The organism is Streptomyces sp. NPDC049585 (assembly GCF_040675615.1).
In the GTDB taxonomy this organism is placed as follows: Bacteria; Actinomycetota; Actinomycetes; order Streptomycetales; family Streptomycetaceae; genus Streptomyces; species Streptomyces luteosporeus.
Genome location: NZ_JBFAPE010000047.1, coordinates 1 through 13895, shown reverse-complemented (window position 1 = coordinate 13895; position 13895 = coordinate 1). Strand labels below are relative to the sequence as shown.

16 protein-coding genes are annotated in these 13895 nt (G+C 70.5%); 10 read left to right on the top strand and 6 right to left on the bottom strand.

Translation table 11 applies throughout. The annotated features are described in order from the left end of the window. The first annotated feature begins 128 nt into the window (after positions 1 to 128). Both AB0K17_RS28730 and AB0K17_RS28725 read left to right on the top strand, forming a co-directional pair. On the top strand, positions 129 to 575 hold the full coding sequence (locus tag AB0K17_RS28730) for a hypothetical protein (protein WP_365969600.1): 447 nt from the start codon (positions 129 to 131) through the stop codon (positions 573 to 575). A gap of 14 nt (positions 576 to 589) precedes the next feature. After that, positions 590 to 1096 (top strand): DUF3592 domain-containing protein, encoded by a 507-nt coding sequence (locus tag AB0K17_RS28725; RefSeq protein ID WP_365984762.1) that lies wholly within the window; start codon positions 590 to 592, stop codon positions 1094 to 1096. 223 nt (positions 1097 to 1319) lie between these two features. Here the strand turns inward: AB0K17_RS28725 and AB0K17_RS28720 are convergent, their stop codons facing one another. Both AB0K17_RS28720 and AB0K17_RS28715 read right to left on the bottom strand, forming a co-directional pair. Beyond that, positions 1320 to 1883 carry a hypothetical protein gene (locus tag AB0K17_RS28720; RefSeq protein WP_365969598.1) on the bottom strand — a complete coding sequence of 188 codons (564 nt, stop codon included), beginning with the start codon at positions 1881 to 1883 and terminating at the stop codon, positions 1320 to 1322. 271 nt (positions 1884 to 2154) lie between these two features. Continuing rightward, entirely contained in the window at positions 2155 to 2529 is a 375-nt protein-coding gene (locus AB0K17_RS28715) for a hypothetical protein (RefSeq protein ID WP_365984761.1), read from the bottom strand. A gap of 211 nt (positions 2530 to 2740) precedes the next feature. Here AB0K17_RS28715 and AB0K17_RS28710 point away from each other — a divergent pair, with 211 nt between their 5' ends. Continuing rightward, positions 2741 to 3070: a cytochrome P450 gene (locus AB0K17_RS28710; RefSeq protein WP_365984760.1), complete on the top strand. Its 330-nt coding sequence runs from the start codon at positions 2741 to 2743 to the stop codon at positions 3068 to 3070. Between the two features lie 26 nt (positions 3071 to 3096). Here AB0K17_RS28710 and AB0K17_RS28705 read toward each other — a convergent pair whose 3' ends face one another. Further along, on the bottom strand, positions 3097 to 4002 hold the full coding sequence (locus AB0K17_RS28705) for an NADP-dependent oxidoreductase (protein WP_365984759.1): 906 nt from the start codon (positions 4000 to 4002) through the stop codon (positions 3097 to 3099). Between the two features lie 79 nt (positions 4003 to 4081). Between AB0K17_RS28705 and AB0K17_RS28700 the strand changes: the two genes are divergently transcribed. The 4 genes from AB0K17_RS28700 (at position 4082) to AB0K17_RS28685 (ending at position 7792) form a co-directional block, all read left to right on the top strand. Then, positions 4082 to 4687, top strand: a complete 606-nt coding sequence (locus AB0K17_RS28700; RefSeq protein ID WP_365984778.1) for a TetR/AcrR family transcriptional regulator — start codon at positions 4082 to 4084, stop codon at positions 4685 to 4687. Positions 4688 to 4797: 110 nt separating this feature from the next. Beyond that, on the top strand, positions 4798 to 5214 hold the full coding sequence (locus AB0K17_RS28695) for a YciI family protein (RefSeq protein WP_365984758.1): 417 nt from the start codon (positions 4798 to 4800) through the stop codon (positions 5212 to 5214). Then, positions 5214 to 6359 carry a DUF6596 domain-containing protein gene (locus AB0K17_RS28690; protein WP_365984757.1) on the top strand — a complete coding sequence of 382 codons (1146 nt, stop codon included), beginning with the start codon at positions 5214 to 5216 and terminating at the stop codon, positions 6357 to 6359. Before AB0K17_RS28695 ends, AB0K17_RS28690 begins: the two co-directional genes overlap by 1 nt. A 161-nt stretch (positions 6360 to 6520) precedes the next feature. Further along, complete coding sequence (locus AB0K17_RS28685) at positions 6521 to 7792, top strand: serine/threonine-protein kinase (RefSeq protein ID WP_365984756.1); 1272 nt, start codon at positions 6521 to 6523, stop codon at positions 7790 to 7792. Here the strand turns inward: AB0K17_RS28685 and AB0K17_RS28680 are convergent. Both AB0K17_RS28680 and AB0K17_RS28675 read right to left on the bottom strand, forming a co-directional pair. After that, positions 7789 to 8898 carry a terpene synthase family protein gene (locus AB0K17_RS28680; protein WP_365984755.1) on the bottom strand — a complete coding sequence of 370 codons (1110 nt, stop codon included), beginning with the start codon at positions 8896 to 8898 and terminating at the stop codon, positions 7789 to 7791. The two genes, AB0K17_RS28685 and AB0K17_RS28680, sit on opposite strands and share 4 nt — an antisense overlap. Beyond that, complete coding sequence (locus tag AB0K17_RS28675; protein ID WP_365984754.1) at positions 8895 to 9572, bottom strand: hypothetical protein; 678 nt, start codon at positions 9570 to 9572, stop codon at positions 8895 to 8897. The genes AB0K17_RS28680 and AB0K17_RS28675 overlap by 4 nt, the downstream gene beginning before the upstream one ends. A gap of 306 nt (positions 9573 to 9878) precedes the next feature. Here AB0K17_RS28675 and AB0K17_RS28670 point away from each other — a divergent pair, with 306 nt between their 5' ends. Beyond that, positions 9879 to 11699, top strand: a complete 1821-nt coding sequence (locus tag AB0K17_RS28670) for a hypothetical protein (RefSeq protein WP_365984753.1) — start codon at positions 9879 to 9881, stop codon at positions 11697 to 11699. Positions 11700 to 11741: 42 nt separating this feature from the next. On the opposite strand, the gene AB0K17_RS28665 is transcribed toward AB0K17_RS28670, so the two are convergent. After that, the gene (locus AB0K17_RS28665; protein WP_365984752.1) at positions 11742 to 12257 is read right to left on the bottom strand and encodes a DinB family protein; all 516 of its coding nucleotides are present in this window, start codon (positions 12255 to 12257) and stop codon (positions 11742 to 11744) included. Between the two features lie 114 nt (positions 12258 to 12371). Here AB0K17_RS28665 and AB0K17_RS28660 point away from each other — a divergent pair, with 114 nt between their 5' ends. Both AB0K17_RS28660 and AB0K17_RS28655 read left to right on the top strand, forming a co-directional pair. Next, complete coding sequence (locus AB0K17_RS28660) at positions 12372 to 12989, top strand: GNAT family N-acetyltransferase (RefSeq protein WP_365969587.1); 618 nt, start codon at positions 12372 to 12374, stop codon at positions 12987 to 12989. 155 nt (positions 12990 to 13144) lie between these two features. Further along, positions 13145 to 13804 (top strand): NAD(P)H-dependent oxidoreductase, encoded by a 660-nt coding sequence (locus AB0K17_RS28655; protein WP_365969586.1) that lies wholly within the window; start codon positions 13145 to 13147, stop codon positions 13802 to 13804. The last annotated feature ends 91 nt before the right edge of the window (positions 13805 to 13895 follow it).

Here is a 13895-nt window from a genome sequence, read left to right as displayed (position 1 = left end):
CGCCCGAAACCACCCACATGCCGTCAACGAGACACCGACCGCGCCCGTGCCGCGTACCGGGGAGGCGCACAGGAGCACGAGGGGAGCGTCCCCCTTAAGATCGTTCACTTGTCCACTGAAGGGGAGACATGCGCAAGATCATCACCGGTACGGCTCTGGTCCTGACCGCGGTCGTACTGACGGGCTGCGGCAGCGACGAGCACCCGGCGGCCGCCGGCAAGTCCGCGTCCGCGTCCGCGAAGCCGGGCAGCGGAAGCAGCAAGGCCAAGAGCGGCGAGGTCAAGCACGAGGTGACGCTGGAGGTCCTGGGCACCGGCACGTCGTCGGTCTACTACAACCTGGACACCAACAACATGGAGCAGGTGCAGTTGCCCTGGAAGAAGACGGCCACCGTCACCTTGACGACGGACGCCGAGAAGAAGGTCGGTCAGCTGGTCTCCGTCGTCCCCGGCTCCGTCACCGGTTCCGACGGCATGCTGCACGAGGCCGCCTGCTCCATCACCGTCGACGGCAAGAAGGTGGCGGACAACCAGAACGGCACGTCCGGCAAGCAGTGCTCGTACACGGTGAAGTAGGCAGGGACGTGGACGTGATCGAGATACAGGGGCGGGCGCACAACCGGGCGCAGACTCGGGCCGTCATCCGGTGGGTCACCATCGGGATGTTCTCCGTCGGCGGGCTGCTCCTGGTCATCGGCCTGGTCCTTGCAGGCGTGTCGGTCTCCTACCTGAACGACGCGGAGCGGACCCCGGGCACGGTGGTGGCCCTGGACTGGGAGCACGGCCACAGCGGCGGATCCCGCAGGTCACGGGCGGACGACGAGGCTGCGGCGTACCCGGTGATCGAGTTCACCTCGAAGGACGGCGTGCGCAGGAAATTCCGGGACTCGACGGGCACCAATCCGCCGTCGTACGAGGTCGGCGAACGAGTGGAGGTGCTCTACCGCGCGGATTCCCCCGAGGACGCGCGCATCAAGGGATTTGCGTCCCTGTGGCTGCCGCCGCTGATCGTGGGCGGGATCGGGTTCTTCTTCGCCGTGGTCGGCACCGTCTTCGCGCTGGTGTCCCGGCGACTTCCCGGCAGTGCGGCGCACTGAGGCCGCCCTCGGGCCGCCCGTTCCCTTCGGAGGGGAGCATGTCCACATCGCGTCACCCACTGCCCGAGCTGCCGCTGCAATCGATTGCCGCCGGTCGTACGTGACCGCTTCGAGCGCCGCAACGGGCAGTGGCGCTTCGCCGAGCGGCGGGTCCGTATCAACCTGGTCGGCGATGTGAGTCGCCATCTGCGCCGGGCTGCGGCACAGCGGTAGTCCTCAGTCGTCAGTCGTCGTCCTTGTTCCTCCTGGCCTCGTCCGCGTCCGAAGCGGCCAGGGCCTGGGTGATCATGCGGGTGGCGAAGTTGCGGTCGTCGGTGATGCGGTTGATGTGCTCCGCGAGCAGGAAGGCGGTGGCCTCCAGCGGAGTCAGCTCGTCCTTGGTCCAGAACCCGTACTGCCGGCGCCACAGGTTGGGGCTCAGCCCGGTGCCGGCGGCCACGAGCAGGCCGGCCATGGTGGGGATGACCTCGGGCTTGACGCTCTTGGGCATCAGGCGCATCGAACCCACCAGGTTGGGCACCACGTAGTCGATGACGTCCTCGTCCTGGGCCTCGTAGGCCATCCGCAGCCACTGCATATACATGAAGATGAGCGTGCACGTCCCGTCCAGCACGTCGTTGGCTCCCCCGGGGCCCAGTGACGCGGCGAACCGGTCGATCATGTCCTGCTGTTCGGGATCGGTCTCCGTCTTGCCGTCGTAGATGGCCTTGAGTCGGGAGTCGACCATCATGAGCGCGGTGCCCACATCGCCGGCGGGTGCGTTCTCGGGGTCACAGGGCGACGACACAGGGCATCCTCCTCGTGCAACCGCGCCGGCCGGCGCGGCGCGTCCGTTGGCACAACTCCGCGACCACTACGGGGCGCACCGGCACAGTAGCGCCTCCGAGCCTGCCGTCAGGGCAGGTCTTCATTTCATTCCACAAGCTCTCGTCGAGGCTTGCCCGGCGGGCCATGGACTGCTGGAAGCGCGTCGTCCATGGCCCGGTCGGCGGCTCGGCGGCTCGGCGGCTCGGCGGTGGGTGGCGGGGCACGAGGCCGGCAGGTGCGGAGCCGCCGCCCTAGAACGCGTAAGCGCTGATGTGGGCGGCGGTCGCTCCCCTCTCGGTCCAGCTGAAGCTGGTGGGGTCGGTACAGGTCTGCTTGTAGCGGTAGCCGCCCGTGCTGAAGTTGACCTCGATCTTGCTGCAGTACCCGTCGAAGCTGTAGTCGGTCAATGTGCCGTTGACCGTCACCCGATCGGCCCACTGGCAGTACTGGTAGTGGGCGTAACCCCGGACGTTCCCGTTTGCGTCTTTCGCGTTCTGGGTCTCGGTGATGCAGCCCAGTGCGACAGGTGCGACAGGCGTGCCGGCAGCGTGAGCGGGGACGACGGCGGTGCCGAGGGCAAGGACGGCTCCCGCGAGAGGGACGCCGAGCGTGGAACGGATGCGCATCGCACACTCCTTTGAGCGGTGAAGGGTGCGGCCGGGGCAACCCCCCGGTCGGCAAGCCGCAAGGTTGGCTCGGGCGGCGATGCGGAGCAACGGCAGCCGGCTGTCCCGGACAGGGGTTGGCTGTCCGGGCTGGTCAAAGGCCTTTGTGGCCGATGTCCCGGACAGAGGCGTTCCGATGGTTCTGTGATATTTACGGAAATGGAGCGGCCGGGTGCCCGTGCCGGCCGGCACCACGGTCGTCCTCTCCCCGTACCTCACCCACCGGCTCGCCGCGTTCTGGCCCGACCCGCTGCGCTTCGATCCCGGCCGGTTCGAGAGACAGGCCGTACGGAGGCGACATCCGTTGGCCTACCTGCCCTTCGGGGACGGCGCCCACCAGTGCGTGGGGCAGGCGTTCTTCGCCATGGAGTCGGTGCTCGTCCTGGCCACCGTGCTGAGTCGCTACGACGTACACGTCACCGGCGACCCCCGTCCGCGCCTGGCCGTGGCGCTACCGCCTCGCGGCCGCGTCGGCCTGGCTCTCACCCCTCGGGGCCGTTGAGCCGCGCTCCGAGCTTCGGACGCCTTTCAGACGACCTTTCGGACGACCAGGACCCGCCGCCCGCGCGTGTGGCCGGCATGGCTGTCGATGTGCGCTGCCGCAGCATCGGCGAGCGTGTAGGACTTCTCGACCGGGATGTGGAGCTTTCCCCGCGAGATGAGGTCGACGGCCTCGGCGAGCGCGTCCGGTACGCTCCCGGCCATGCCGGAGAACCGGACGCCGAGTTCCGGCGCACCGAGGTCGGCGATGGAGACCACCTTCTCCGGGTCCCCGGTGAGCTCGACGAGCTCGCGGATCACGCCCGAGCCGGCCAGGTCGAGGGCGGCGTCGACCCGGCCGAGGTGTCGTACCCGCTCGACCCAGCCCCGGCCGTACGTCGTGGCGAGGGCACCCAGCCCGCGCAGGTACTCCTGGTTCGCGGCCCCGGCGGTGCCGATCACCGTGATGCCGCGGTCGCGGGCGATCTGCAGCACCGCCGATCCGACGCCCCCGGACGCACCGCTGACCAGCAGCGTCTGACCGGGCTGCACACCGACCTCGCGCAGGATGCGCAGCGCGGTCTCCACCACGGACGGGTATCCGGCCGCCTCTTCGAACGTCAGGCCCTCGGGCATACGGGCCCAGGCCGACAGCACGGCGAACTCGGCATAAGTACTTGTGCCTTCGCCGAACACGCGGTCGCCGACCTCGACTCCTTCGACGCCCTCGCCGACCTCGTCCACCACCCCGGCGGCGTCCAGCCCGACCCCGGAGGGCAACTCGACCGGATGGGCGCCGAGGACCTGACCTTCACGGATCCTCCAGTCGACGGGGTTCACGCCTGCCGCCCGCACGGCGATGCGTATCCGGCCGGGGCCCGCATGGGGCTCCTCGGCGTCCACGAGTTGCAGCACGTCCGGACCGCCGAACTCGGCGAAGCTCACTTTCTTCATGCCGGGGACCGTAACACTAACGGTTAGGGTTTTGAAGCGGTTGTGATTTCACACCTGATAGCGTGAGTCCATGACGGACATGACGGAGCCGATGGGACGCCGCGCACGCAAGAAGGCAGCGACCCGCCAGAAGATCGCCGACACCGCCCTGCGGCTCTTCCTGGAACGCGGGTACGACACGGTGGGCATCCGCGACGTGGCCGCCGAGGCCGACGTGGCCGTCACCACGGTCTTCTCCCACTTCGCCTCGAAAGAGGCCCTGGTCTTCGAGCAGGACCACGACTTCGAGCAACGCCTCACCCGGGCCGTCACCGATCGGGCACCCCACGAGCCGCTCATCCCCGCGCTGCGCCGCGAGATCCGGGCCCTGGTGCGCCACTGCACGGCGGACAGCGCCGCCCCCGTCTGGCGCATGATCGACGCATCACCCGCTCTGCGGCAGTACGAGGAGTCGATCCGACTGCGCCACGCGGAGTCGCTGGCAACGGCCATGGCCGACGACCCCGACCTGCCACTGACCACGACGGCCTGCCGGACGATTGCGAGATTCGTGATCGACGCCTATTCGCTGGCTCGTGAAGAGGCCGATCCGGAAGCCGCGGTGGACGAGATCTTCCGGATGATCGAGGCGGCCTGGGCCGTCACCTGCCCCTCCGGACACCCGAGCGGCACGGCCGGACCGTAGTCGGGCCCGCGCAAAAAATCTTGGACGGCGATGTCGAGAACCCGTGGCCGGCTCCGTCCCCGGGGTGAACGCGACCACAATGGGTCGCACCAGCACCGAGGAGAACCATCATGGCCAAGTACTTGCTGCTCAAGCACTACCGCGGCGCTCCGGCTCCGGTGAACGACGTGCCGATGGACCAGTGGACGCCGGAGGAGATCTCCGCGCACGTGCAGTTCATGCACGACTTCGCGGCCCGGCTGGAGAAGAGCGGCGAGTTCGTCGACGGGCAGGCGCTCGCCCCCGAGGGGGAGTGGGTCCGCTACGACGGTGAGGGGCGCCCGCCGGTCACCGACGGACCGTTCGCCGAGACCAAGGACCTCATCGCCGGCTGGATGATCATCGACGTCGACAGCCACGAGCGCGCCGTCCAGCTGGCCGGGGAACTGTCGGCCGCCCCCGGGGCGGGCGGCAAGCCGATCCACGAGTGGCTGGAGGTGCGCCCGTTCCTGGCCGCGGAGCCCAGCACCACGGAGTGCCCTCATTGATGGACGAGCTCCTGCTCAGGCGCCTCGTACCGGGCGTCCTCGCCGTCCTCGTCCGCCGCGGAGCCGACTTCGCGGCGGCCGAGGACGCCGTGCAGGACGCGCTCGTCGAGGCGCTCCGCGTCTGGCCCACCGACCCGCCGCGGGATGCGAAGGGCTGGCTGGTCACCGTCGCCTGGCGCAAGTTCCTCGACGCGGCCCGCTCGGACGCCGCCCGCCGCCGACGTGAGGAGCTCGTCGAGGAGGAGCCGGCGCCCGGGCCCGCGCCCGCGGTGGACGACACGCTCCAGCTGTATTTCCTGTGCGCCCACCCGTCCCTGACCCCCGCATCGGCGGTCGCGCTCACGCTGCGCGCCCTCGGCGGGCTGACCACCCGCCAGATCGCCGAGGCCTACCTGGTACCCGAGGCGACCATGGCGCAGCGCATCAGCCGGGCCAAGCGCACGGTGGCCGACGTGCGCTTCGACCGGCCCGGCGACGTCGCCACCGTGCTGCGCGTCCTCTACCTGGTCTTCAACGAGGGCTACTCCGGCGACGTCGACCTCGCCGCCGAGGCCATCCGGCTCACCCGGCAGCTCGCGGCCCGCATCGACCACCCGGAGGTGGCCGGGCTGCTCGCCCTCATGCTGCTCCACCACGCCCGCCGCGCCGCCCGGACCGCGCCCGACGGCAGCCTGGTACCGCTCACCGAGCAGGACCGCGGCCGCTGGGACACGGTGCTGATCGCCGAGGGGGTTGCGATCCTGCAGGCGGCCCTCGCCCGCGACCGGCTGGGCGAGTTCCAGGCCCAGGCCGCCATCGCAGCCCTCCACGCCGACGCGCCCACGGCCGCCGAGACCGACTGGGTGCAGATCGTCGAGTGGTACGACGAGCTCACGCGCCTGACCGACAACCCCGTCGTCCGCCTCAACCGCGCCGTGGCCGTCGGCGAGGCCGACGGCCCCCGCGCCGGCCTGACCGCGCTCGCCGAACTGGACGCCTCACTGCCCCGCCACACCGCGGTGGCGGCGTACCTCCACGAACGCGACGGCGACCTGGCCACGGCGGCACGGCTGTACGCCGAGGCGGCCCACAAGGCATCCAACCTCGCCGAGCGCGACCACCTCACCCGCCAGGCCGCCCGCCTCAACGCCCGCGGACGCCGCTGACAGGGCACAGCCGGCTTTCCCCGCGGCACAGGGCGCGCCTTGGTGGACAGAGCTTCGTCACATCGTCACGGGGATGTGCCGGCCGTGCCATCCGCGTCATGATCCTGACTGCACCGGATCGCGGTGCACGGACGGGCAGGGCGTGGCGGATGGAGGATGCGATGACGGAGGGGCAGCTTCTCGGTGGCCGATACCGGCTGGGGCGCCTGCTCGGCGAGGGCGGTATGGGGCAGGTGTGGCAGGCGCGCGACGAAGCCCTGGCCCGGCCTGTTGCCGTCAAGGTGATCTCCCTGCTCGCCGGAGGCGGGACCCGCGGGGACGAAGCGCGTGCGAGGTTCTTGCGCGAGGCACGCATCACCGCCGGGCTCCAGCACGCCAACATCGTGACGGTCCACGACCTCGGCGAGTCCGGCGAGGGAGAGAACAGGGTCCCGTTCCTGGTCATGGAACTGGTCCGGGGCGAGGGTCTCGACGCGGTGCTGCGCCGCGGCGCGGTTGCACCGGCGCTCGTTGCGCAGTGGAGCGCCGAGATATGCGACGCGCTGGCCGCGGCGCACGACGCCGGGATCATGCACCGGGACATCAAGCCGTCGAACGTGCTCGTCACGCCGTCCGGCAGCGTCAAGGTCCTCGACTTCGGCGTCGCGCGGGCCGCCGACCCCTCCGCCACCGGTGACCGCCTGACGCGGACCGGGTTCATCGTCGGAACGCCCCCGTACATGGCCCCCGAGCAGGCGCGCGGCTTCCCCGAGCCGGCCAGCGACCTGTACGCCGTCGGCTGCCTGATCTTCGAACTGCTGACGGGCCGCCTGCCCTTCCAGGCCCCGGACACGGTCGGCTACCTCACGGCGCACCTGACCGAGGAGCCCCCGGCGCCCGGTTCGGTGGCCGCGGGGATCCCCGCGGCCTGGGACGACCTCGTACTCACTCTGCTGCGCAAGGAGCCCGCCCGGCGCTACCCCGACGCCGGCGCCCTGGCCCGTGCCCTCCGGCATCCGGACCTGACGCCCGGATCCACCATCCCCGCCACCACCGCGGAGGCGGGCCGGACCTCGACCGCCCCGACGGGAGAGGCCGTGAAGCGGTTCGGGCTGCCGGCGGTCCTGCTCGTGGCCACGCTGATCGCCTTCCCCGACCCGGCATGGCTCACCTACGCGGGCTCCGGCTTCCGCTACATCTCCCTCACCCTCATGGCGGCCCTTCTGGGATGCGCCTCGGCCCTCACCCCACGCGCCGGGAACCTGCTGCGCACGACGGGGTACGTGACAGCGCTGCTGAACGCCGCCAACGTCTGGTTCCTCGTCCTGGGCATCGACGCGGGCCGCTGGACCAACGACTCCGTGTGGGCATACGGCACGGTGGTCGCCCTTGCCCTCGCGACGTACGCCCACCGCGACGTCACCACCCGCCGGGCCGTGACCGTCGCCTCCTAGGCGCTGTCCTCCCACCACCACGCCACCGGCGCAATACCCGGGGGCCCGGCCGGTGGGGCCGTGTCGGTGAAGGAGCAGGTGGTGACCACGGCACCGGGGTGGCGGCCGTCGGGGTCGGTGTAGCGGCCGGCGCGCAGGCCCCACTCCAGGTTGCCCCCGATCAGCGCCGACAGGTGTGCCATGTGCCGGCGCAGCGGCTCGCTCGCCCCCTGCCGCACCTGGTCCCGCAGCTGCAGGAACCGTGCCGTGAGGCGGTTGTTCAGTGCCACCGCCTGCTCCATCGCCTCCACCGGCGACAGCGAGCGTTCCGCGATCAGGACGTCCACGAGATTCAGCCGGCACCCATTGCTGTACGCGCTGCGCGCAGCCAGCCACTGCTCCTTGCCGTACGAGAAGAGGTCATCGTCGAAAGCGGCCGTGGTGAAGGCCAGTTGTCGCAGGGCCTGCACTGCCGGCGACGCCAGTTCCCGCTCCGGGATCTCCTCGCCGTCGACGACCTCCGCCCAGCTGAGCGTCGCCGCGCCGGCCGCCGCATGCTGCCGCATGCGGGCGTAGTCGTCGAGCGACGGCGTACGGCCCCGCCGGCGGCAGGCGAACTCCCACAGCACGCCGCGGAACCAGCCACTGTGCCCCTCCACCACGCGTCGGACCTGCACCGGCATCCCCTGGGCGCGGCAGCGCGCCGCCAGGTCGCCGGTCGCCGCGAGGAACGGGTCCGCGAATCCGTCCCGTACCGCCCCCGGCGCCTCCAGTACGCGCAGCAGGCGTGCGGCGAAGCCGCCGGTGCGCGTGCTGGCAGGCCCCTCGTCGCAGTGCAGGTCGTCGAAGGCGAACATCAGCACGCACCAGTCCACGGCGACCTGCAGGCGGGCGGCCGGTGCGCCCGGCATGATGCGCCCGTAGAAGCCCGCGCAGTCGTTGCCGGTCATCCGTACGTGCTGCGCCCCGTCCCGGCACAGGCCGAACCCGTTCAGCCAGGCCGCCGCCGGCGCGTTGAGCCGTCGCGCGTCGGGGTGTTCGGCGCAGGGGAGGGGGCAGTACCGCGGCGGGATCTCGACCCGGATGGCCTCCGCGGAGGCCGGGACACCGACGTCCGTGCTGCTCACGGCAGCAGGCTGCGGGTGAGCGCCTGCGCCGCCTGCGTCACGTCGCCACCGGCGGTGGCATCGAACACCGTGCCCTGGGCGGGCAGCGGGTCGGTGCCGAAGGCGTCCTTGAGCGCGTTGTCGCCGCCTTGGTCCAGGCCCAGGGCCGCGGCGCCCTCCGCCGTACCCCTGGCGAGGTCGATCTTCGTCTTGGCCGGCTGGAACTCCATCGTGAACAGGTCGACCGACTGCTGCCGGACCCTGCCGGCCCGCGAACCATCGATGGTGGTCGTCCCCGTGGCCTTGAGCGTGCCGAAGTCGAACACCAGGCCGTTGAAGGCCAGGACCCGGCCCGTGGACTTGGTGAAGGTGATGCTGCCGTCAGCCGGTACGGACCCCGCGCTGAGGTCCATGGCGAACGAGCCCCGCGTCATCGGCAGGCGTACGCACGTACGGTCGCCGACGTGGGCCATCACCGCCGGGCTCCGGGCACCGAGCGTCACTCCCTGGTCGGCCAGCGCCTTGGCGGCGGCGGGCGTCGGGCACAGATCCGCCTGCGCCTTGCCGACCTTCAGCTGCGGAGCGGGCAGCAGGCGCGGAGTGGTCCCCGTCGCTGCGCCCGCCCAGGCCAGGGCGCAGGCCGTGGCAGCCGCCACGCAACCCAGCACCGCGACGCGGGTCCAGTGCAGGGACATGACGACTCCTGTCGACGGTCGCGGGGCACGGCTCGGGGAGCGGCCCCCCTCCACGCGACCACTCCGCCACCGCGCCCGGCCACCGCAGGTGGGCCACCCGGGTGAACGGGCAACGGGGGCGAGGCGGCGTGACCGTTGAGCGGGCGGGCAGCTTCAAGGAGTCGACAGTCCCGCGGTCGGCGACCGGCCGCTGTCCGGCCACCGAAGGAGGAGGGTTCCGTGACAGCCGCACGCAACCGTCGTGCCCAGGGTTTCTTACCGCAGTGCGATCGAACCGAGTTGGTCGCAGTCAACGAGCTTCGGGGCGTGACCCTGTTCGACGTGGCCGCGCAGTCACAAGAGGCCACCGGGGGCTCCGACTTCTTCGTCTCCGGGAGCAGTGCGGAGGTCGCGGCGCTGTGCCGCGAGCGTTCGCCGGGCGTAGGGAAGGCGATTGCGGATTCCCTGGCACGCAGCGCCCCCGACCGTGCTGTCGTCCGCATTCGGATCGGCCACCCCACCACCGGACGACCGTACGGGATCGACAGCAGCGGGTTGATCGACAGCATGACGGCGATCGGGGACCTCCGGCGACATTGGGCGTCGTGCCCGGTGGACCACGACGGCTCCACCGTCCGCGTACGAGGGCAATGCGGGACGTGCGGACGTCTCCTGGCCCGCCGCGTCCGCCCGGAGGTCATCCCCAAGGTGATGCATTGCGCTGCCTGTGGTGGGTCCGACGCGCCGGGCCCGGTTCCGGCGGCCCTGCCCGAGCTGACGCTGGAAGGGCTTCGGGTGCTGGTGGACACCGGCCTGTTCGACGTCCTCTACGGCGGGAGCCGGGAATGTGCGGTCGGCAGGTACGACGGTCGCTGGAAGGACGTCCTCATCGGCGAGAACACCCGCGACGAAGACGAGACCATTCCCATCCCTCCGGAAACTCCCCTTCCCCTGACCTGCCCCCAGCGACTGGGATTCGTAGCGCGCAACGACACGCTGTACGACATCGCAAGCACCGCCATCTCGGTCGCCAGGACGCCGGCGATGCTGGCATTCACCGAGGTCTGCTACGGCTATTTGTGGTGCATGTTCGACAGCGGCGTCACATGCGAGAAGTGCGTCGACGGCCTGTCGGCACAATCCATGTACGCGACGTTCGCCGAGTACTACCACTTCATGTCCGACGTGAACGAGTCCCTCGGCGAGCTCTCCCGGGCGACAGCGCAGTACATTCAGCACTGCCTGACCGATCACCCGGATTCCGCACTGTGCCAGGTGATGGACAGCTTCGTCCTGGCGACCCAGGCCGTGTACCTCGATGTGCTGCACCCGAAGGCCACCGAGCTCCGGGTCGACGGGGACGAGGCGCAGGCGTTGCGCTACCGGATGCTCAACAGCGGGGCTCGCACCATCACCCTCTTCAACCTGCTGGAGGGAACCCACAACGGCGTCGTGACGAGCGAACATGTCGAAGCCGTGACCATGATGATGTTCAGCGTGCACGACGCGCTCGACCGCCGCTGCGACGTGCGCGGCAACGAGGCGAACAACTTCTTCACCATCGTCGCGGCGCACAACGGCACGGAGAGCGCCGAATTGCTCGGACGCTTCTGCACCGATGTGCTGGCATGGGCAGTGGACAAGCAGTCGATGTGGCCCCTCTTGACGGCCGGACGCCTCCTGCTGTGGCAAATACACTGCTACCGCTACCGAAGCGTCGAGATCCTCGACCACCTGAAGGTGACCGACCATCCAGTCTGCGATCCCTACCAGGACCAGGTACTGAATGCGTTCAACCCGCTGTTGCAGGAGGGCGGCGCCGAGTCGGTACTGGACGTCATGCCGGCCGACCGATTCTCGGTACGCGCCCGCTGCTCGAACCGCGCCTGGTACGACCGGCAAGTCGGCGCATGCCTCGACCACTTCGCCACCTGCCGAACATGCAACGGGTACGACCGGGCTTCCTGGGCGGAACGGGCAACACGAGCACAGCGCGCGTACCTGAGGAAGCAGGCCGGGGACTGCGGATGCGTCGACGCGATGGCCGTGTACAGCAGCCTCGTGCTCCTCGGGCACGTCTGGTGGGCTGCACACAGCACTGCCGAGTACACAGGGCCTACCGGGGACCGGGACCCCTTCCTTGTCTGAAGGGGTCGGTTGTCTCCCGTTGTTCCATCGGGAATCCGGCGCTCAGTAGTAGCCCTTCGTGCCGTCGAGAAGCTCGCGCACGATATCGGCGTGCCCCGCGTGCCGCGCCGTCTCCTCGACGAGGTGGATCAGCATCCAGCGGAGGTTGGCGCCACCGGAGTGGAAGCCGGGGTGTCGGCCGATGTCATCCAGAGAAGCTGCAGCGACAATCTCGTTGCTGCGGGCGCACTGGGCCTCGTATTCCGCGAGGAGCTCGGAGAGGGGGCGGCCGTCGGTGTGCCAGTCGGCGTCCTCGCTCAACTCGTCGAACGCAGGGTTCTGCTTTTCGTCGCCGCCGAGGAACAACACTTCCAGCCACATGTGCTCCGTCCAGCGCATGTGGGAGACGAGACCGGCCATGGTCATGGCCGGTGAGGTCGGGATGACGCGACGGTGCGCGTCCTCGTCGTCGAGCCCCTCGCATTTCCAGCGCAGGATCCGGCGTTGCAGGTCCAGCCAGCCGATGAGCGCGGTGCGTTCGTCCGCCCGAAGTGGAGGGCGTTGCAGTTCCGAAGCCATGGTGGCGCAGGCTACCGGGGCAGCCGGGAAGGGGCACCCGGATTACGCGACAGCCTTCGTGAGCACGCAGGCTGCACGACCCCGCAGGAAAGTTGTCGATCATGTGAGTGCAGAATGACCCATGTGCCGATAAAGAACACGCCGCAGATGGCGACGCTCGACGACGTCCAACCGATCAGCCGCGCTCTGGCCCGGGCTTTTGACGACGACCCGATGATGCGCTGGTTCTTCCCCGACGACGCCTCGCGCGAGGTGCAGTTGGGCCGTTACTTCACCACGCTCTTCACCCGGCAGTACGCCCTGCACGGCGTGTGCGAGCGCACCGATGCCGCGGCCGCGTTCTGGGTGGCGCCGGAGGGGCAGGAGAAGGCCGTTCCGGATGCGGGGACGATCCAGGAGCTGCAGGAGATCCTGGGCGACCGGGCCCCGGTGTTCCGCGACGCCGTCCAGGCGGCGGCCGCGCACGCGCCGCAGGAGCCGCACTGGTACCTGGCCGTGATCGGCGCCGACCCGGACGCCCGGGGCCAGGGCCACGGATCCGCGCTGCTGCGCTCGGGGCTGGCCAAGGCCGACGCGGCGGGCATGCCCGTCTACCTGGAGTCCTCCAAGCCCGACAACCTCCCCGTCTACGAGCACTTCGGCTTCGTCGTGCGCGAAGAGGTGCAGCTGCCCGGCGGCGGGCCGGTGCTGTGGGCGATGCGGCGCGAGCCGCTCCGCCCGGCCGGTGCCTGACGGAGCGCACATACGCCTTCGCGCCGTAACCCGGCCGACCGTAACCCGGTCGGCCGACGTCCGGTCGTCCCGTGACTGTCGGCCGCGCGATGCTGGGGGAGCGTACGGCGTCGTGCCGGCGCGCTGCCGAGGCGGATCGCCGGGAGGACGTGCTCATGGCCACCGATGCCCACCCCGGCCCGTTGCGCATCCTGGTGTTCGGGGCCGCGCTGCGGGCCGGGTCACTGAACGCCCGCCTGGCCTCCCTGGCCGCCCGGCTGTTCACCGAAGCCGGCGCCGACGTCGATCACGCGAGGATGCGCGAGTTCGACATGCCGCTGTACGACGGTGACGCGGAGGAGGCCGAGGGCCTGCCGGCGGGCGCCCGGGCCCTGCACGACCGGATCGCGCGCTGCGACGCGATGGTGATCTCCTCCCCGGAGTACAACGCCTCGGTGCCCGGCGTGCTGAAGAACGCCATCGACTGGGTCTCCCGCTTCCGGCCGCAGCCGTTCAAGGACAAGCAGGCACTGCTGCTGTCCGCCTCCCCCTCGCTGGTCGGCGGCAACCGCGGCCTGTGGACGCTGCGCATCCCGCTGGAACACCTGGGGGCCCGCGTCTACCCCGACATGTTCAGCCTGGCCCGCTCCCACCAGGGCTTCACCGACGACGGCCTGCTCGCCGAACCATCCGGTCAGCAGCGTCTGACGGAGACGGTGCAGGCATTCCTGAGCCTGGTCGAGGCGGACACGCGGTACGTGTGCCTGCAGCGCCGCTGGTACGAGTTCCTCGGCGACCACACCGACGCCCCCGTCACCCAGCGCGCGCAGGACTAGGGCGTGTCCGGCGGATCATGCAGTGCCCCGTAGGGGCGCGGGGAACTGCGCGATCAGCCAGCGACGGCCTGCAGTCGACGCGCCGGGGGCG